22 protein-coding genes are annotated in these 17,424 nt (G+C 75.6%); 10 read left to right on the top strand and 12 right to left on the bottom strand.

The features are described 5' to 3' along the window. The first annotated feature begins 9 nt into the window (after nt 1–9). Genes ITJ85_RS10035 through ITJ85_RS10025 form a run of 3 tightly spaced genes read left to right on the top strand, consistent with a single transcriptional unit; the run spans nt 10 to nt 2,129 of the window. Nucleotides 10–717 (top strand): hypothetical protein, encoded by a 708-nt coding sequence (locus ITJ85_RS10035; protein ID WP_217912963.1) that lies wholly within the window; start codon nt 10–12, stop codon nt 715–717. Continuing rightward, entirely contained in the window at nt 714–1,007 is a 294-nt protein-coding gene (locus tag ITJ85_RS10030; protein WP_217912962.1) for a hypothetical protein, read from the top strand. Before ITJ85_RS10035 ends, ITJ85_RS10030 begins: the two co-directional genes overlap by 4 nt. Nucleotides 1,008–1,034: 27 nt before the next feature. Further along, on the top strand, nt 1,035–2,129 hold the full coding sequence (locus tag ITJ85_RS10025; protein ID WP_217912961.1) for an isocitrate/isopropylmalate family dehydrogenase: 1,095 nt from the start codon (nt 1,035–1,037) through the stop codon (nt 2,127–2,129). A gap of 102 nt (nt 2,130–2,231) precedes the next feature. Here the strand turns inward: ITJ85_RS10025 and ITJ85_RS10020 are convergent, their stop codons facing one another. Genes ITJ85_RS10020 through ITJ85_RS10005 form a run of 4 tightly spaced genes read right to left on the bottom strand, consistent with a single transcriptional unit; the run spans nt 2,232 to nt 3,874 of the window. Further along, nucleotides 2,232–2,672: a hypothetical protein gene (locus tag ITJ85_RS10020; RefSeq protein ID WP_217912960.1), complete on the bottom strand. Its 441-nt coding sequence runs from the start codon at nt 2,670–2,672 to the stop codon at nt 2,232–2,234. Between the two features lies 1 nt (nt 2,673). Then, nucleotides 2,674–3,000 carry a hypothetical protein gene (locus tag ITJ85_RS10015; RefSeq protein WP_217912959.1) on the bottom strand — a complete coding sequence of 109 codons (327 nt, stop codon included), beginning with the start codon at nt 2,998–3,000 and terminating at the stop codon, nt 2,674–2,676. Further along, nucleotides 2,997–3,299 carry a (2Fe-2S) ferredoxin domain-containing protein gene (locus ITJ85_RS10010; protein ID WP_217912958.1) on the bottom strand — a complete coding sequence of 101 codons (303 nt, stop codon included), beginning with the start codon at nt 3,297–3,299 and terminating at the stop codon, nt 2,997–2,999. Before ITJ85_RS10010 ends, ITJ85_RS10015 begins: the two co-directional genes overlap by 4 nt. Then, nucleotides 3,299–3,874 (bottom strand): DUF1802 family protein, encoded by a 576-nt coding sequence (locus ITJ85_RS10005; protein WP_217912957.1) that lies wholly within the window; start codon nt 3,872–3,874, stop codon nt 3,299–3,301. Before ITJ85_RS10005 ends, ITJ85_RS10010 begins: the two co-directional genes overlap by 1 nt. A gap of 172 nt (nt 3,875–4,046) precedes the next feature. Between ITJ85_RS10005 and ITJ85_RS10000 the strand changes: the two genes are divergently transcribed. Then, entirely contained in the window at nt 4,047–5,132 is a 1,086-nt protein-coding gene (locus ITJ85_RS10000; RefSeq protein WP_217912956.1) for a radical SAM protein, read from the top strand. Between the two features lie 325 nt (nt 5,133–5,457). On the opposite strand, the gene ITJ85_RS09995 is transcribed toward ITJ85_RS10000, so the two are convergent. From ITJ85_RS09995 to ITJ85_RS09960, 8 genes are all read right to left on the bottom strand, one after another. Next, the gene (locus ITJ85_RS09995) at nt 5,458–6,273 is read right to left on the bottom strand and encodes a hypothetical protein (protein WP_217912955.1); all 816 of its coding nucleotides are present in this window, start codon (nt 6,271–6,273) and stop codon (nt 5,458–5,460) included. Next, nucleotides 6,270–6,893 (bottom strand): ATP-binding cassette domain-containing protein, encoded by a 624-nt coding sequence (locus ITJ85_RS09990; RefSeq protein WP_217912954.1) that lies wholly within the window; start codon nt 6,891–6,893, stop codon nt 6,270–6,272. The genes ITJ85_RS09995 and ITJ85_RS09990 overlap by 4 nt, the downstream gene beginning before the upstream one ends. Next, on the bottom strand, nt 6,890–8,239 hold the full coding sequence (locus ITJ85_RS09985; protein WP_217912953.1) for a phosphomannomutase/phosphoglucomutase: 1,350 nt from the start codon (nt 8,237–8,239) through the stop codon (nt 6,890–6,892). Before ITJ85_RS09985 ends, ITJ85_RS09990 begins: the two co-directional genes overlap by 4 nt. Next, complete coding sequence (locus ITJ85_RS09980; protein ID WP_217912952.1) at nt 8,236–8,760, bottom strand: HIT family protein; 525 nt, start codon at nt 8,758–8,760, stop codon at nt 8,236–8,238. Before ITJ85_RS09980 ends, ITJ85_RS09985 begins: the two co-directional genes overlap by 4 nt. After that, a complete protein-coding gene (locus tag ITJ85_RS09975; RefSeq protein ID WP_217912951.1) occupies nt 8,757–9,767 on the bottom strand; it encodes a magnesium transporter CorA family protein in 1,011 nt (336 codons plus the stop codon). Before ITJ85_RS09975 ends, ITJ85_RS09980 begins: the two co-directional genes overlap by 4 nt. A gap of 104 nt (nt 9,768–9,871) precedes the next feature. Further along, nucleotides 9,872–10,690, bottom strand: coding sequence for a hypothetical protein (locus ITJ85_RS09970; RefSeq protein WP_217912950.1), 819 nt, complete (start codon nt 10,688–10,690; stop codon nt 9,872–9,874). A 150-nt stretch (nt 10,691–10,840) separates the two neighbouring features. After that, the gene (locus ITJ85_RS09965) at nt 10,841–11,512 is read right to left on the bottom strand and encodes a response regulator (RefSeq protein WP_217912949.1); all 672 of its coding nucleotides are present in this window, start codon (nt 11,510–11,512) and stop codon (nt 10,841–10,843) included. Nucleotides 11,513–11,614: 102 nt separating this feature from the next. Further along, a complete protein-coding gene (locus ITJ85_RS09960) occupies nt 11,615–11,995 on the bottom strand; it encodes a response regulator (protein WP_217912948.1) in 381 nt (126 codons plus the stop codon). A 221-nt stretch (nt 11,996–12,216) separates the two neighbouring features. Here ITJ85_RS09960 and ITJ85_RS09955 point away from each other — a divergent pair, with 221 nt between their 5' ends. The 6 genes from ITJ85_RS09955 to ITJ85_RS09930 all read left to right on the top strand — a co-directional run bounded on the left by ITJ85_RS09955 (nt 12,217) and on the right by ITJ85_RS09930 (nt 17,274). Continuing rightward, complete coding sequence (locus ITJ85_RS09955) at nt 12,217–13,419, top strand: sensor histidine kinase (protein ID WP_217912947.1); 1,203 nt, start codon at nt 12,217–12,219, stop codon at nt 13,417–13,419. Then, entirely contained in the window at nt 13,409–14,077 is a 669-nt protein-coding gene (locus tag ITJ85_RS09950; protein WP_217912946.1) for a phosphoribosylanthranilate isomerase, read from the top strand. Before ITJ85_RS09955 ends, ITJ85_RS09950 begins: the two co-directional genes overlap by 11 nt. After that, nucleotides 14,074–15,276, top strand: a complete 1,203-nt coding sequence (gene trpB / locus ITJ85_RS09945; protein WP_246496239.1) for a tryptophan synthase subunit beta — start codon at nt 14,074–14,076, stop codon at nt 15,274–15,276. Before ITJ85_RS09950 ends, trpB begins: the two co-directional genes overlap by 4 nt. Beyond that, entirely contained in the window at nt 15,269–16,081 is an 813-nt protein-coding gene (gene trpA / locus ITJ85_RS09940) for a tryptophan synthase subunit alpha (RefSeq protein WP_217912945.1), read from the top strand. The genes trpB and trpA overlap by 8 nt, the downstream gene beginning before the upstream one ends. Next, nucleotides 16,078–16,788 (top strand): hypothetical protein, encoded by a 711-nt coding sequence (locus tag ITJ85_RS09935; RefSeq protein ID WP_217912944.1) that lies wholly within the window; start codon nt 16,078–16,080, stop codon nt 16,786–16,788. The genes trpA and ITJ85_RS09935 overlap by 4 nt, the downstream gene beginning before the upstream one ends. A gap of 255 nt (nt 16,789–17,043) precedes the next feature. Next, the gene (locus ITJ85_RS09930; protein ID WP_217912943.1) at nt 17,044–17,274 is read left to right on the top strand and encodes a transposase; all 231 of its coding nucleotides are present in this window, start codon (nt 17,044–17,046) and stop codon (nt 17,272–17,274) included. Nucleotides 17,275–17,424: the final 150 nt, after the last annotated feature.

The following is a 17,424-nucleotide window of genomic DNA, read 5'->3' as shown; positions in this document are numbered from 1 at the left end:
GTCCCGTGCGTGAGCGTGGACGACCCCGCGGCCAAGGCCGTGCAGCAACTGGTCGGGCAGCTCGGCGCCGCGCGCGCGGCCGCCGAGGCCGTCGCCGGCCGCCCGCCGCTCGGCGTGCGCGCCGTCGAGCCGTCCGCCGGCCGGCGCGGCTACGTGGCCGCGTTCGCCGGGCCGGCGTTCCTGTGCCTCGACGCCTCAATGGCGCCCGAGGCCGACCTGCGCCGGGCGCGCGAGGCGGCCTCGGCCAGCCTCCTGTGGGAGCAGGCCGAGGCGCTCGTCGACGCGGCGGCGCTGCGCGGGCTGGTGCAGGCGATCGGCCGCCTGCTGGCCGCGGGCGACGACCCGGGCGGCGTGCTCGGCACGCTGCAGCCGGTCGGCGCCCGCGCGCTGGAGGTCGCGGCGTGGCGGGACGAGCCGCTGCGCGCCCTGGCCTCGCTGCCGGAGCTCGAGCGCGGCGCCGCGCTGCACGAGCGCCTCGTGGGCGCCTGGGCCCGCTTCGTGCGCGCCTCCGAGCCGCTCGTGGCGCGCCAGGACGAGCTCGAGCCGGCGACGGTCGACGGGCTGCGCGCCGTGGAGGAGGCGGCGGTGCGCGCGGGCGCCGCCGAGCGCCTCGCCGACCGCCTGGCCGCGGCGATGTCCGCCTGTGAGGACGGCGCCGACCAGATGGTGGCCGCCCACGTCACCCGGCTGCGCGACCCGGCCGCGGGGCGCCGGTGAGCGGCTTCGGCACCGAGGTGGCCTTCAAGCTCGGCCCGGGCACGGCCGACGAGGCCCGCGCGGTCGCGGCCGAGCTGGCGGCCGCGGCCGCCGGCTGCCGCCGCCACGTGCTGTTCCTCGACGAGGCCGCCGGCGCCTACGGGGTGCTGGCCGAGTGGGACCGGCGCGGGGACGCCGAGGGCTTCGCGGCCCGCCCCGCCGCCGCGCGGGCGCTCGAGCGGCTCGCCGCGCGCACCGGCGCCGCGCCGCGCGTGCGCCTGTACGCCATGGAGGAGTGCCCGCCGGGGTGACGGGGAGCCGTGTCTATACTCGGCCCGATGGAACAGCGGACGTTGGTCGTCATGGAGGGGGACCAGACCGGCCAGGAGCTCCTCGAGGAGGCCCTGCGGGTCCTCGATCCGGACATCACCGGCCTGCCGATCGCGTTCGAGCGCTACGACCTGTCGCTGGAGCACCGCCGGCGCACGCGCAACCAGGTGGTCTTCGACGCCGCCGAGGCCACCCTGCGTCACGGCTTCGGTCTGAAGGCGGCGACCATCACCCCCGAGGGCGCCGGCGACGTCGGCAGCCCCAACGCGCTGCTGCGGGAGGCGATCGGCGGCAAGGTGATCATCCGGACCGGCCGGCGCCTGTCGGGGGTGCGGCCGCTCGGCGGCATCCACGCCCCCATCTCCGTGGTGCGCATGGCGGTCGACGACGCCTACAACGCGCGCGAGTACCGCGAGGACGACGGCGACGATGAGCTCGCCTGGCGGGTGGAGCGCATCTCCCGCCGCACGTGCCGCGCGGTCGCGGAGTTCTCGTTCCAGCAGGCGCGGCGGATGCACGCCACGGTCTTCGGCGGGCCCAAGTGGACGGTCTCCCCGGTGTACGAGGGGATGCTCAAGGAGGAGCTCGACGCGGCCGCCGAGCGCCACCCCGACGTGCGCTACCGGCCGATCCTGATCGACGCCCTCTACGCCGCGCTCGTGAGCCACTCGGGCGACGCGCTGGTGGTGCCGGCGCTCAACCGCGACGGCGACTGCCTGTCGGACATGGTGCTGCAGCTGTTCGGGTCGATCGCCGGGGCCGAGTCGCAGCTGCTGGCGTTCGGCGACGACTTCCGCGCGTCGGCGGTCATGGCCGAGGCCCCGCACGGCACGGCGCCGACGCTCCAGGGCAAGAACGTCGCCAACCCGCTCGCCATGATCCTGGCCGGCGCCTCCGTGCTGCCCTACATGGGCGACGGCCAGGCCCCCGTGGCCTCGCGGGCGATCTACGAGAGCGCGCTCGAGGCGATCGGCGACGGCGTGCGCACGGCCGACCTCGGGGGCGGCGCGGCGATGGACGAGTTCACCGACGAGGTCATCAAGCGCGTGCGCACGAAGCTCGACGTGTGGTCGGCGCTCGGGGAGAGCACCCTCCGCTACTAGGGGCCGGTCACCCCGGGCCGCGGCGGTTGCGGACGACGATCAGGACCACGATCAGCGCGACGATCGCCACGAGCAGGGCGACCGGGAGGATGTTGACCGGGGTCACCCCTCGTCGGCGTCCGAGGGGCCCTGGGCGAGGAACTCCAGCAGGTCCTCGACGGTGAAGCGCCCGCTCTGCATGGCGGCCACCAGGCCGTAGACGGTGGCGGTGTGGGGGCGCTCGGTGACGTAGGCGCGCATCGCCTCGTTGGCGTCGTGCTCGATGGTGGCGGCCTTGCCGACGCCCGTCTCGGTGACCTCGATGCCGTTCGGGCGCATGGCGGCCATCCGCAGCAGCACCAGCCGCTGGCAGAGGGGCGCGAGCTCGTCGGGCTCGGCCCCGAGGCGCTCCGACAGGTCGGCGACCGCGTTGGGCCCCGGGTGGGCGACGAGGTCGCGCAGGATCAGGTACGAGCCCGAGGACAGGCCGGCCGCGCCGACTGTCTGGTCGAGCACGCCGGCCAGCTCGGTGAGCAGCTGGATGTCGTCGTCGCTGCGGTACACCTCAGGGCCCGTAGCGGTGCGGCGGGGCCGGGCGGATGAGCGTGCGGGTCTGGCCCGCCCACGTGCGGCCGGTCACGCCGCGGTCGTCGAGGATCCGCAGGGCCGAGCGCACCACGCCCGGCGCGGCGCCGTGGCCGTGGGTGTTGGCCACGGTGATCTGGAAGTCGTGGTCCGACGGCCCGTACTCCGGGCGGGCGTTGGCCCGCGCGAGCCAGACGCGCGCGTCGGTCAGCCGGCGCGCGTCGTCGAGCGTCACGTAGACCTCGAAGAACGCCCAGTCCGACGGCTGCTGCGCGAGCAGCTCGTCGAAGGCCTCCGTGTGCGTCATGCGGCTCCCTTCACCCGGCGGGCGGCGAGGCGCTCCACGATCCGCCCGCCCTCGACGTCCTCGGACACGATCTCGGCCACGTCCTCCGGGGTCACGCCGGCGTACCAGGCGCCGCTCGGGTAGCAGCAGACGACGGGCCCGCTGCCGCAGAGGGGGCCGACGCAGCCCGACTGGGTCTGCACCACCTCCTCGTCGGAGGCGCCGGCGGCGTGGAGCTCGGTCGCCATCGCGGTGTAGACGTCCTGGGCCCCGCGCGAGCGGCAGTCCGGGCCGCGGCACACGAGGACGTGCGCGCGCACTAGCCGGTCACCCCGGCGGCGGCGAGCGCGGCCTCGACGTCCGCGGCGGCGCGGGCGAAGGCCTCGTCGTCGAGCGCCGGCACCCGGCCCGTCGGCGCGCCGATCTCCGCCGGCAGCTCCACCCAGCTCACGCAGCCGCCGTGCTCGGGGCCCACGGCCAGCACCGGCGGCTCCGGCACGCGCCACACGCGCAGGATCGCCGCCCACAGCGGGTGCTTGCGGCGCCAGCGCAGGCGCTCCGACGCGTAGTCGGGGGTCAGCACGTGCAGGTGGTCGATGGCCGCCAGCGCGTCGGGGTCGGCGATCGGGTGGGCGCCGACCAGCTCGGCGTAGACCGCCAGCGGCAGCCGCTCGGGGTCCTCCCGTTGGGCCAGCGGGTCGCCGAAGCGCTCCCGCGCGGCCGGCTTGACCAGCTCGGGCCGCTGGTGGGCGTAGGTGGGGAAGAGGTAGAAGCGCGGATGGGGGAGCTCGAACCGCTTCTCCCCGATGCCGCCCTTGCGGACGATGAGGACCTGGTCGCCGGCCGCGAGCGCCGCGACGGCGACGGCCCATTCCTTCAGCGCGTGTTCGGGCATCGCCGCAGACTAGCGCGGGACGCGTGTCCGGGCATCGCCGCAGCCTCGCGCGGGACGCGTGTCCGGGCATCGCCGCAGCCTCGCGCGGGACGCGTGTCCGGGCATCGCCGCAGCCTCGCGCGGGACGGGTGTCCGATCACCGTGACGGGAGCCCCTGGTAACGTAGCTCCACATGACCGACGCCATCCTCTCCCGCGCGGCCGACGGCGGTCGCATCACCCCCGATGAGGCGGTCCTGCTCTACCGCGAGGCGCCGCTCGAGGAGCTCGGCGCCGCCGCCGACGCGGTGGTCCGGCGCCGCTACGGCGACGAGATCACCTACAACGTCAACGCGCACCTCAACCCCACCAACATCTGCGTGGTCGGGTGCGGCTTCTGCGCGTTCGCCGTCTGGACCGAGAAGGACGAGCGCGCCTACGCCTACAGCGTCGACCAGCTCGTCGACCGGGCCGTCCAGCTCTCGGACCTCGGCATCACCGAGCTCCACATCGTCGGCGGCATGACGAAGGAGTACGACCTCCCGTACTACGAGGAGCTCTTCTCCGAGCTCAAGGCCACGCTGCCGCACGTGTCGCTGACGGCGCTGACCGCGGTCGAGGTCGACTTCATCGCGCGGGTGTCCAAGGTCAGCCACGCCGAGGCCCTCCGCCGGCTGCGCGCCGCGGGCCACGACACGATGCCGGGTGGCGGGGCCGAGGTCTTCTCGCCGCGCGTCCGCAAGATCATCGCCGACCGCAAGGTCCCCGCTGAGACCTGGCTCGCCGTGCACCGCGAGGCGCACGCGCAGGGCCTGCGCACCAACGCGACGCTCCTCTTCGGGCACTTCGAGACGCCCGAGGAGCAGGTCGACCACATGCGCCGGCTGCGGGAGCTGCAGGACGACACGGGCGGCTTCCAGGCCTTCATCCCGCTGCCGTTCCTGCCCGGCAACACCGACTTCGCCTACCTCCCCGGCCCGACCCGCGAGGAGAAGCTGCGCACGATCGCCGTGGGCCGCCTGTTCCTCGACAACTTCCCCCACATCAAGGGGCACTGGGTCATGCTGGGCGAGGAGATCACCTCCGAGGCGCTCCGCTACGGCCTCGACGACCTCTCGGGCACGCTCACCGAGGAGCGGATCGCCCACGCCACCACCGTGCAGACGCCCCTCGGGCTGTCCCAGGACCGCATGCGCGCGCTCATCACGGCCGGCGGCAAGACCCCGGCCGAGCGGGGCACGCTCTACGAGCGCGTCCAGCGCGACGAGGTGGCCGCCTAGCCCCTCAGGGCCGCCCGCGCCGCGCGCGGGCCGTCGTGGTCCGCCCGGCGCCGGGGGCGCCGCCGGCCCGGACGGCTGCGACATGCCCGATCGAGCGGCGGCCCGGCGCCCAAGTGAGCATCGCGGCGGGCCGCCCGATCGAGCCGCAGAGCGGCGCCCAAGTGGGCATCGCGGCGGGCCGCCCGAGCGAGCCGCAGAGCGGCGCCCAAGTGAGCATCGCGGCGGGCCGCCCGATCGAGCCGCAGAACGGCGCCCGAGTGAGCATCGCGGCGGGCCGCCCGATCGAAGCTCCCCGACGACCGTGCGGCGGCGCCCCGGCGGGACGCTAGACGAGGGGGCGCCGTCGGAGGCCGGCGGCGCAGAGGATCCCGAGCAGGAGGCACCAGGCGAGCGTCCAGACGACGGTGTCCCACTCGGCGGCGGGGACGAAGACCGGGTTCTCGTTGATCTCCACCCGGGGGGCGGCGGGGCCCGCGACGTCGCGCAACTGCATCTCGGCGATCATCGGCGAGGTGACCGTCCGCGGGGCGACGTGGTAGAGCGCGGTGACGAGCGTGTCGGCGGTGCCGATCAGGTTCTGGTCGGCGGCGGTCTTGAGGTTGACGGCGGCCTGGGCGAGCACGTAGACGGCCACGCCGAAGGCGCCGGCGGCCACGGGCCCCACGACGGCGCTCGCGGCGGCGCAGGCGATCATCGCCAGGAGCAGGCCCTCGGCCACGGCCAGCGTGTGCACGGCGAGCGGCCCGTCGAGCCCCATCCCGAGCGCGAGCGAGCCGGCCTGCACCACGACGGCCCACGCGGCGACGACCGCGAGGAGGGCGACGACGCGCGCGCCGACGGCGGCGGTGACCAGCTGAGGCCGGGTGGCGCCGGCGCCGGCGAGCATGCCGAGGTGGCCGGCGTCGCCGTCGCGGTTGATCGCGGCGGAGCCGAGGAGGACGGCGAGGGCGAGGCCGCCGAGCAGCAGGACGGAGGCCGCGCCGCGGCGCAGGGCGTCCTCACGGGCGAGGCCCTCGTCGGCGGCGGCGACCAGGGCCACGACGACCGCCGCCGCGAGGCCGGCGCTGAGCGCCACCTGCAGCCAGCGCCGGCGGGCGAGCCGGCGCAGCTGGAGGGCGGCGAGGGCGGTCGTCGCCGTCACCGCAGGGCCCCGTCGCGCAGGACGGCGCGGCGCCCCAGGGCGGGCGCGAGGCCCCCGGGCCGCTCGGCGGCGACGAGCACGGCGCCGCCGCGGGCGCGGGCGGCGGCGATCTCGCGCAGCGTCTCGGACAGCACCCAGGGGTCGTCGAGCACGACGAGCGCGGGGTCGCCCGCCACGGCGAGCGCGAGGCTCAGCCGGCGGTGGCCCTCGAGGTCGAGCCGGGCGGTGCGCCAGCGGGCGACGTAGGCGAGGCCGGCGCGCTCCAGCGCGTCGTCGACGGCGCCGCGCGGCGCGTCGCGGCGCAGCGCCACGACCGCGGCCACCGCCTCGCGCACGCGCAGGCCCGCCGCGAAGCCCTCCCCCTCGGGCCCGTAGCCCACCCGGCCGCGGTTCGCGGGCGCGCCGACGGGCGCCCCCAGCAGCGACGCGCCGCCGCGGTGCTCGACGAGGCCGAGCAGCCCGCGCAGCAGGCTCGTCTTGCCGGCGCCGGGCGCGCCCGACACGAGGAGCCCCTCTCCCGGGCCGAGGCGCAGGGAGACGCCGCGCACGGCCGGCTCGGGGCCGCCGTGGTACCGCACCTCCAGCTCCTCGGCCTCCACGACGGCCACGGGGTCGCTCACGCGGTGCGGATCACCTCGAGGACCTCGTCGCGCCGGCGCTCCATGTCGGCCTCCGATGCCAGCGACTCCAGGTTGAGGCGCAGCAGCGGCTCGGTGTTGGAGGGGCGCACGTTGAAGTGCCAGTCGTCGTACTCGACCGACAGGCCGTCGATCTCGCTCTGGCGGCCGTCGGCGTAGCGCTCGCGCAGGCGCTGGATCGCCGCGGGGGCGTCGTCGACGGTGGAGTTGATCTCGCCGGAGATGTGGTACCGCTCGCGGAAGCCGGCGACGAGGTCGGACATGCGCTCGCCGGTGGTCGCGAGCATCTCCATCACCAGCAGCGCCGGGATGAGGCCGCTGTCGGCGAACGAGAAGTCGCGGAAGTAGTAGTGGCCGCTCACCTCGCCGGCGAACAGGGCGTCGACCTCGCGCATGCGCCGCTTGATGAAGGCGTGGCCCACGCGGAACATGTCGGGCGTGCCGCCCGCGGCCGTGATCGTGTCGCGCACCGCCCACGAGGCGCGCAGGTCGTAGACGACCGTCGCCGGGCCGCTGCGCGCCAGCAGGTGGCGCGCCAGCAGGGCGGTGAGGAAGTCGCCGTCGACGAAGGCGCCGGTGTCGTCGATGAAGAAGCAGCGGTCGGCGTCGCCGTCGAAGGCGATTCCGAGGTCGGCGCCCTGCTCGCGCACCGCGCCCATGACGAACTCGCGGTTCTCCGGCAGCAGCGGGTTGGGCTCGTGGTTGGGGAAGCGCCCGTCGAGCTCGAGGTAGTACGGCACCGCGTCGATGCCGAGCCGCTCGAGCGCCGGCGGCAGGTAGAGGCCGGCCATGCCGTTGGCCGCGTCGAGCACGACGCGCAGGCCGCGCACGGCCGACGGGTCGATGAAGCCCATGCAGGCGTCGACGAAGCGCTCGAGCAGCGTCTCGTCGCGCTCGCGCCGGCCGGGGGAGGCCGCCAGGGGCGGGCCGGCCATCGCCACGCGGCCCACCTCGCCGATGCCCTCGTCGCCCGACAGCGGCAGCGCGCCGGCCGTGACGAGCTTGGCGCCGGTGTACTGCGGCGGGTTGTGGCTCGCGGTGATGCAGGCGCCGGCGTCGAGCCCGGCGTCGGCGACCGCGAAGTAGAGCATCTCGGTGGCGCAGAGCCCGAGCTCGACCACGTCGGCGCCGGCCGCCGCCGCGCCGTCGGCGAAGCGGGCGGCCATGGAGGGCGACGACAGGCGCGTGTCGTGGCCCACGGCGACACGCGTCGCCCCGGTCACCGCGACGAAGGCCGCGCCCACCGCCTCGGCGCCGTCCTCGTCCAGCTCGGTGCCGTAGAGGCCGCGGACGTCGTACGCCTTGAAGACCGCCGGGTCGATCGTCACGAGGCGAACCCCGGGCGGAGCAGCTGGTAGGTCTCGTCGAGGTGCTGCGGCATCACGCGGACGTCTCCCAGGACCGGCATGAAGTTCGTGTCACCAACCCAGCGCGGCACGAGGTGCATGTGGACGTGGTCGGCGATGCCGGCCCCGGCCGCGCGCCCCTGGTTGATCCCGATGTTGAAGCCCTGGGGGCGCATCGCCTCCGACACGACCGCCTGGGCCCGCTGGGCCAGGGTCATCATCTCCGTGAGCGTGGCCTCGTCGAGCGCGCCCAGCGAGTCCACGTGCGCGTAGGGGACCATCATCAGGTGCCCGTTGTTGTACGGGTACAGGTTCATGATCACGAACGCGCGGACGCCACGGTACAGGATGTAGGTGCGGGCATCGTCGTCGCGCGCCGGCAGGGCGCAGAAGACGCACGAGGGGCCCTCGAAGCCGTGGTCGTGCTCCGCCGAGATGTAGGCCATCCGCCACGGCGACCACATGATGTCGGGCCCGCGCGGCGGGGTGCCGGGCGCCGTCACAGCCACCGCTTGTGCCGGAAGTACGCGACCATGCCGACCAGCAGCGCGAGCATGCCGCCCATCACGATCCAGAAGCTGACCGACGCGCCGCCGGCGGGGTCGCCGCCGCCGGGCAGGCCGACGTTCATGCCGAAGATGCTCGCGACGAGGGTCAGCGGCAGCACCACCACGCTGATCGCGGTGAGCACCCGCAGGATGTCGTTGACCCGGTGGGAGAGCACCGACTCGTTGGTGGCCTCGAGCGCCTCGCCCACCTCCTTGTAGTTCTCCAGCAGGTCCCAGATGCGCTCGCTCTTGTCGACGATGTCGTCGAAGTAGATGTCGAGGTCCTGGGGGGTGTAGCGCTGGTTGCTGCGCTCGAGCATCCGCAGGGTGGGCCGCTGCGGCTTGATGATCTTGCGGTAGTTGATGATCTCCTGCTTGATGTTCGAGATGTCGCGCACGATCTCGTGGCTGCGGCCCTCGAAGATCGCGTCCTCGACGGCGTCGAGCTTGAAGCCGATCTTGTCGAGGATCGGGAAGCAGTAGTCGTACATCGTGTCGACGATCTCGTAGAGCAGGTAGCCGGAGCCCTTGCTCATGTGCCGCTCGCGCTCGGCCTCGCTGCGCTCGCAGCGCGACCAGAAGGCGTTGAGGGCCTTCAGCGGCTCGTTGGGCAGCGTGATCACGAGGTCCTCGGCCACGAACACGTTGAGCTCGGCCGCCTGCAGCCGTCCGGTGCGCTTGTCGAAGCGCGGGAAGTGCAGCACGATGAACAGGTAGTCGGCGTACTCGTCGATCTTCGCGCGCTGGCGCCGGCGCGAGAGCACGTCCTCGAGGTCCAGCGGGTGGAACTCGTGGTGCTCGGCCAGCCAGGCCGTCTCGACCTCGGTCGGCGCCTCGATGTTGAGCCAGGTGAGGCCGTGGGCCTCGAGGCGCTGGACGTCAGGCCGCGGGCGCTCGCCCCCCGCCGGCACCGCGCCGTCCGCGCGCCCCTGGCCTCTGCGGATCTTCGGGAGGTTCGCCATCGTCCGTCCGTCCGGGGGCGTGGAGGAGCGCGGTCACGGGCGGATTCTGGCACACCGGGGGACGGGCGCGGCGCGGCGCGCGCCCGCCCCCCGCGACGGTGGTCCTACGGGACGACGCGGATCGCGCCGACCGGCAGGTCCGGGATGACGCCGACGCCGGCCAGCTGGGCGAGCGGGCCCAGCGGGATCAGCCGCAGCACGGAGCCGTCGATCACCTCGGCGCGCAGCAGCGAGGTGACGTCGCCGCCGGCGAGCAGCGCCTGCACCGCGGCGATCGTGCCGGGCAGGTCGAGGCTCAGCAGGCTGGTCACGAGGTTCTGCGAGAGCAGCCGGTTGAGCGCCTGGCGCAGCAGCGCGCCGTCGACGCCGACGCAGGTCACGCCGGTCGTCGAGCAGAGCACCCCGTCGAGGTCGAGCACGTCCACGATCCGCACCACGTCGCCGAGCGGCACCGACCCGATGATCGACCCGAGGTCCAGCGAGGCCCCCGTCACGACGTCCGGCATGCGCAGCTGGGCGGTGCCGGCGGCGCCGGGCACGGCCTGCACGACCGGGGTCACCGGCCGGCGGGCGGTGGCGCACAGGCGGGCGCGGCGGTTGAGGCGCAGCACGGCCGCGGCCATCTTCACGCGCTTGGCGCGCAGCACGCGCACGGGGCGCCGGACGGTGGCCGACCGCTTGGCGGCGCGCCGCTGCCGGTCCGCCACGCGCAGGTCGCTGCGCGCCGTGGCGCAGGTGCGCACGCGCTTGCGCAGGGAGGTGTACTGCCCGTCGAGCTTGGAGATCTGGCGGACGAGCGTGATCTGCTGCGAGCTCGGCTTGGCCGGCGTGGGCGCGGCGGTCGCGGCCGTCGCCCCCGTGGCGATCAGCGTTGCGGCGACGGCCGCCGCGACGACGGCCGTGAGCGGGCGGTGAGAGCGCACTGGCGGCTCCTCGGGTCGGTGGGCACCTGGACGGCGGTGATCCTGCCCCGCCGCCGTGGTCCGCCCCAACTGGCCGGTGGCACAGTTCGGCGCGCCCCTGAGCCCGACCCCATCGGCGATTCCGGCGGTTCCCCCGCCCGGAACCGCGACCTACTCGATCATGCCGTTGCGGTAGGCGTAGCGGGTCGCCTCGGTGCGGTTCCCCACGCCCAGCTTGCGGTAGATGTTCGAGAGGTGGAACTTCACCGTCTGCTCGGTGACGTAGAGCTTGCTCGCGATGTCGAGGTTCGACAGGCCCTCCGCGACCAGGCGGAGGATCGAGAGCTCGCGGTCGGTCAGGCCGCCGGGGTGCCCGGCGCTGGCCGCCGGGGCGGAGCCGCTCTCGCCGGCGCGGCCGCGCGGGTGGTAGACGGTGCCCTCGACGACCTGCCGCACGGTGGAGGGCAGGTCGAGCGGGTTGATCGACTTGACGACGTACCCGGAGGCGCCCTGGTGGAGCGCCTGGTCGATGTGCTCGGAGTCCTCGAACATCGACAGGATGATGATCTTGAGGTCCGGGTAGTCCTTGCGCAGCGCGGCCAGGGTGGTGAGCCCGTCGCCCTTCGGCATGCGCAGGTCGAGGATCACCACGTCGGGCCGCACGCGCGGCACCAGGCTGAGCATCTCCTCGCCCGACATCGCCTCGCCCACGACCTTGATGTCGGGGGCGGTCTCGAGCGCCCGCTTGATGCCGTCCAGCATCAGCCGGTGGTCGTCCGCGATGGCGACCCGGAGGGGCGTCGTGGTGGGGGAGGGCGGGTTCTGCACGTCGGTGGTGGCCACGACCTCGCTATCGGCGCGCCACGCGCCCGACTTGAGGGAGCCGTGCCGGGAGACTAACTGGTCAGCGTCCGCGCGCCAACGCGCGGGCGCCGCCCGGGGCGCTCAGGCGGTCCCGGGGACCGGGCCGTAGCGCTTGATGGCCTCGACGATCTCGCCGGCCGGGCCGCCCTTGACGAGGTACTCGGAGGCGCCGCCCGCCAGGCCGGCCGCGATCTCCTGCTCCTTGTCGCCCACCGAGAGCATCAACACGGTGACGTCCGGGAGCGACGACTTGAGGGCGTAGGTGGCCTCCAGGCCGTCGAGGCCCGGCATCGAGACGTCCATCAGCACGACGTCCGGGCGCACCTCCTCGGCGAGCTCGATCGCCTCGGCGCCGTCGTTGGCCTCGGCGACGACGACGATGTCGGGGTCGCGCTCCAGCAGGCGGCGGAGGGTCGCCCGGAACCGGGCGTTGTCGTCCGCCAAGAGCACGCGCACCACCACCGAGTCAGCCCCTCCCTCTTCACCTGCGACGACGCGGTCGAGCGAGACCGCGACTGGACCCTACGCCCCGTCATGGGCGCGGTCGCCTAGACGGCTTGGTAGTTCCGCGCATCAGGAGGTATAGGCGATCCCGTCCAGGCCCACCAGGCATTCTGCGCCGCGCGCGCGCCCGCGCGCAAGCGTTGGCTGCCCGCCCCGGCGCTCCACTAGCATGGGCCGCCATGTCGTCGCTCGCCCCATCGACCCCCCAGGACGCCGTCGCGGGCCTCATCGCGGTGAGCTGCTGCGCGGCCGACCCGGAGCGCGGCCACGACGCGATCGGCGAGGTCGCCGAGGCGCTGCGCGGGGCGACCCGGGCCGACCTGGTGGTCGTGTGGAGCCACGATCCGCGCGAGGCCGACGGCCGGGTGATCGCGCTCGCCGGGCCCGAGGCACTGCCCGACGCGGCCCTGGCGGCGCTCGCGCGCCACGGGCTGTCGTCGCGCACCGACCTGGGCGCGACGGAGGGCCCGCTGCAGTCCGCGCTCGCCGCCGCCGGCACGCCGCGCGGCGTGGCGGTGCCGGTGGCGCCCGCCTCGCGGGGGCTCGTGGTGGTGGCCGGCGCCGGCCCCGAGCTCGACCACGAGGTGCGCGCGGCGGCCCTGCGCGCCGGCGTGGCCCGCATCGAGACGCTCATCGACGTGCTGCGCATGCGCGACAACCTCGAGCGCGCGATGGCCCAGATCCTCGCCACCGACGAGCGCATGCTCGGCCGCATGGGCCTCGACATCCACGACGGCCCCACCCAGCAGCTCTCCGTGGCGCTGCTCGAGGTGCAGCTGCTCGAGGCGGACCTGGCCGACGCCGTCGAGGGGGGCATGCCGGCCCCGGAGTCGCTGCGCCCGGCGGTCGGCCGCATCTACGAGACCGTCGGCGGCGCGCTGCACGAGATGCGCGAGCTGATCGGCCACCTGCGCCCGGCCCAGTTCGAGGACCGCCGCCTGGTCGACATCCTCGAGGACGCCGTCGTCGCCTTCGAGTCGCGGGCCGACTGCGCGGTGACGCGGGAGTGGGTGGGCGAGTTCCCGGTCAACGGGGTCTCGATCACCCAGCGCATCACGCTCTACCGGATCCTCCAGGAGACGCTGACCAACGCGCAGCGGCACGGGCAGGCCAGGGCGGTGGCCGTGCGCGCGCTCGAGGACGAGCGCGGCGTCACCATGGAGGTGACCGACGACGGGCGCGGGTTCGACCCCGAGGCGGTGCAGCGCCGCCGGCCGGGCATGCCGCTCGCGCGCTTCGGCCTGCACGGGATGCGCGACCGCGCCCAGATCCTGGGCGGCTCGTTCGACATCGCGAGCGCCCCGGGCCGGGGGACGACGGTGCGGGTGTTCCTGCCGCGCTGGGACGGGCCGGCGCCGGAGGTGCCGATCGATGCCGCCTGAGCGCGTCCCCGCCCGCCGGGCCGGGGCGCCGCCCGCCGTGAAGGTGTGCGGCGTGACCGTGCCGGAGGACGCCCGCGCCTGCGCGGCCCTCGGCGTGTGGGCGGTCGGCGTGGTGTTCGCGCCCGGCAGCCCGCGGCGGGTGGACGAGCGGGCGGCCGCGGCCGTGTGCGCGGCGCTGCCGGACGACGTCGCCCGCGTCGGGGTGTTCGTCGACGCCGCCCCGGCCGAGATGGCCGCGCTGGCGGGCCGGGTGGGCCTGACCCACCTGCAGGTGCACGGCGCCACCGACCCGGCCGAGGCCCGGGCCGCCAGCGGGCTGCCGGTGATCGCGGGCGTGCGCGTGGACGGCCCGGCCGCCCTCGACCGCGCCCGCGCGAGCGCCGCCGACCTGGTGCTGCTCGACGCCGCGGTGCCCGGCCTGCACGGCGGCACCGGGACGCCGTTCGACTGGTCGCTGCTCGAGGACGACGGCCTCGGGCGCCCGTACGGCCTGGCCGGGGGGCTGCGCGCGGAGACCGTCGGCGAGGCGCTGGAGCGCCTCGCCCCCGTGCTGGTGGACGTCTCGAGCGGCGTCGAGGCGTCCCCGGGGCGCAAGGACCATGACCGCCTGCGCGCCTTCCTCGGCGCCGTGGGCGACGCCGGACGGAGGGCCGCGTGAGCGAGACGCGCATCGACGAGGGGCTGGTCGCCCGCTACGGGCCGTTCGGGGGCCGCTACGTCCCCGAGACGGTCATCAGCGCGCTGGACGAGCTGTCGGAGGCGTACCTGCGCCACCGGGACGACCCGGGCTTCCGGGCCGAGCTGGACGGGCTGCTGGCCTCGTACGTCGGGCGCCCGACGCCGCTCTACCGGGCGCGCGGGCTCGAGCGCGCCTGGGGGGTCGAGCGGCTCTACCTGAAGCGCGAGGACCTCTGCCACACCGGCGCCCACAAGATCAACAACGCCCTCGGGCAGGTGCTGCTGGCCTCGCGCATGGGCAAGCGCCGGATCATCGCCGAGACCGGCGCGGGCCAGCACGGCGTTGCGACGGCGACGGCCGCCGCGCTGCTGGGGCTCGAGTGCTGCGTCTACATGGGGCGCGTGGACATGGCCCGCCAGCGGCTCAACGTGATCCGCATGCGGATGCTCGGCGCGGAGGTGCGGCCGGTCGACTCGGGCATCGGCACGCTGAAGGATGCGCTCAACGAGGCGATCCGCGACTGGGTGACCAACGTGCGCGACACCCACTACGTGATCGGCACCGCGGCCGGGCCGGCGCCCTACCCGGAGATCGTGGCCGAGCTGCAGTCGGTGATCGGGACCGAGGCCCGCGAGCAGATGCTCGCCGAGGCGGGGCGCCTGCCGGCGACCGTCGTCGCCTGCGTGGGCGGCGGCTCCAACGCGATCGGCATCTTCCGCGGCTTCCTCGACGACGCCGACGTGGCGCTGGTCGGGGTGGAGGCGGGCGGCGAGGGCATCGAGAGCGGCCGCCACGGCGCCTCGCTGGGGCACGGCCAGCCGGGCGTGCTGCACGGGACCTACTCGTACCTGCTGCAGGACCCGTCCGGTCAGGTGGCGGAGCCGCACTCGATCTCGGCCGGCCTCGACTATCCCGGCGTCGGCCCGGAGCACTCGCACCTGCGCGACACCGGCCGGGTGCGCTACGTCAGCGCGACCGACGCCGAGGCGCTCGCCGCCTTCGCCGCCTGCTCGCGCGCGGAGGGCATCATCCCGGCGCTCGAGAGCTCGCACGCGCTGGCCCACGTGCAGCGCGACGGCGCGGCGCTGGGCGCCGCCGGGCCGGTGCTGGTGTGCCTGTCCGGCCGCGGCGACAAGGACGTCGATGCCGTGGGGGCGGCGCTCGGCCTCGATGACTGAGGGCGGCGCGCGCATCCGGGCGGCCTTCGCGGGCGCGGGCCGGCCCCTGTTCATGCCCTACGTGCTGGGCGGCTACCCCGGCCCGGCGGCCGGCGCGGAGGTGCTCGCCGCCGCCGCGGCCCACGCCGACCTGATCGAGCTGGGCGTCCCGTTCTCCGACCCGCTCGCCGACGGCCCCACCATCCAGGCGGCCGGGCAGCGGGCGATCGAGGGCGGCACCCGGCTGGAGGACGTCATCGAGCTCGCCGCGGCGCACCGCGACGGCCCGCCGATCGTCCTCATGACGTACGTCAACCTCGTGCTGGCCATGGGCCCCCGGGCCTTCGCCGAGCGGGCGGCGCGGGCCGGCGTGGCCGGGGTGATCATCCCGGACCTGCCGATCGACGAGGGCGCGGAGCTGCGCGAGCAGGCCCGCCGGGCCGGGATCTCGGTGGTGCCGCTGGCCGCGCCGACCACCGGCGACGCCCGCCTGGCCGAGATCGGCCGCCAGGCCGACGGGTTCGTCTACTGCGTCGCGATGACCGGCGTGACGGGACGCGACGTCGAGGTGGGCGAGGAGCTGCGCGGCTTCCTGCGCCGCGCGCGCGAGCGCATCGAGGCGCCCCTCGCCGTGGGCTTCGGCGTCCGCACGCCGCGTCACGTGGCCGAGATCGGCCGCCTGGCCGACGGCGTCATCGTGGGCAGCGAGCTCATCCGGCTCATCGACGCGGCGCCCGACGCCGCGGCGGCGAGCGCCGCGGTCGCGCGGTTCTGCGAGGAGGCCGTCGCCGCCCTGAGCGACCCCGCGGGGGTGCCGGGGCCGTGATCGTCGCCCCCGGCCCGGCCGCGCACGCGGCCGTGCCGGCCGGCGCGCCGATCGTGTGGGTGCAGGCCGGCCACGCGGCCCCGCGGGAGCCCGGCTACCGCCTGCAGACCGGCGCCGGCGCGGGGCCGTTCGGCGCCGAGACCGGCTTCACCACGCGCCTGGCCGGGCGCGTGGTGGCGCGCCTGCGGGCCGCCGGGATCGACGCGCGCGCCACGCCGGGGCGCGTGACGCCGCTGGGCGCGCGCGGCGCGGCGTTCGTGTCGCTGCACCACGACGCGCCGGGCGGGCGGGCGGGCGTGGGGCACGCGATCGCCGGGACGGGGGAGAACTGGTACCGGGGCGAGGGGCTCGGCGCAGGCCGCCCCCACCCGTACCCGGGCAGCGCGCCGCACCGGCCCGCCACGCCCGTCACCCCCGCGGTGGAGCGCCGCTCACGCGACCTCGCCCTGCGGGTCGCGTCGCTGCTGCGGGCGGCGCGCACGCCCGCCCGCGGGGCCCGCGCGCCGTGGGGCGGCGTGGAGCCGCGCGACGGCAACCCGCGCATGACCCGCTACCACGGCTTCCACCGCACGCGGGCGTCGGCCAGGGTCCTCGTGGAGGCGGGCGCCGCCGGCGCCGACGACGCCTTCCTGCGGCGGGTCGACCCGATCGCGGCCGCGGTCGCCCGGGCGGTGCGCAGCCACCTGCGCGCGATGGCCCGGCGCTGAGCCGGGGGCGGGCGCGGCGAGCGCCCGCGCGTCATGAGCGGCGCCCTCCGCGGGTCGCCCGACGACGACGCGGCCGAGCAGCCCCGCCGGCACGACGACGCCCGCCCGCCGGCCGGGGTCCCCGGGAGCCTCGGGCCGGGCTCCGGCTCCACCTCGGCGGCCGCCGCGACGGGCGACGCGCTCAGGGCCTGTGTATGAACTGATCCCGGTACCGATCGAGGAGCTCGGCCACTGCACCGATGGAAACGGTGCGTCATGGCCTACCCGAGCGACCTCACCGACGACGAGTGGCGCGTCGTCTGCGACCTGCTGGAGCCCGCAGCGGGCCGGCGGGGCCGTCCGCCTGCCATCTCGCGGCGAGCGATCGCCGACGCGATCCTCCACCTCGCCAGAACGGGGTCACCGTGGCGCTACCTGCCGTCGGAGTACCCGGCCTGGGGCACCGTCTGGCAGCAGTTCCGCCGCTGGCGCGACGCAGGCGTGTAGGCGAAGTTGCTCACCCGCCTTCGCCAGATCGCGCGCCTGATGAAGGGCCGTACCCTCGACCCCTCGATGCTGATGGTCGATGCCAGATGGCACCCCTGGACGCCTCGGCGATCGGACGAGAAGCCCGCCCCCGGGCACGGCCGAGAAGGC

The organism is Miltoncostaea marina, assembly GCF_018141525.1.
GTDB classification, from domain to species: Bacteria; Actinomycetota; Thermoleophilia; order Miltoncostaeales; family Miltoncostaeaceae; genus Miltoncostaea; species Miltoncostaea marina.
Note: the sequence above shows the minus strand (reverse complement) of the source record. Positions and strands in the feature narration are given on the sequence as shown.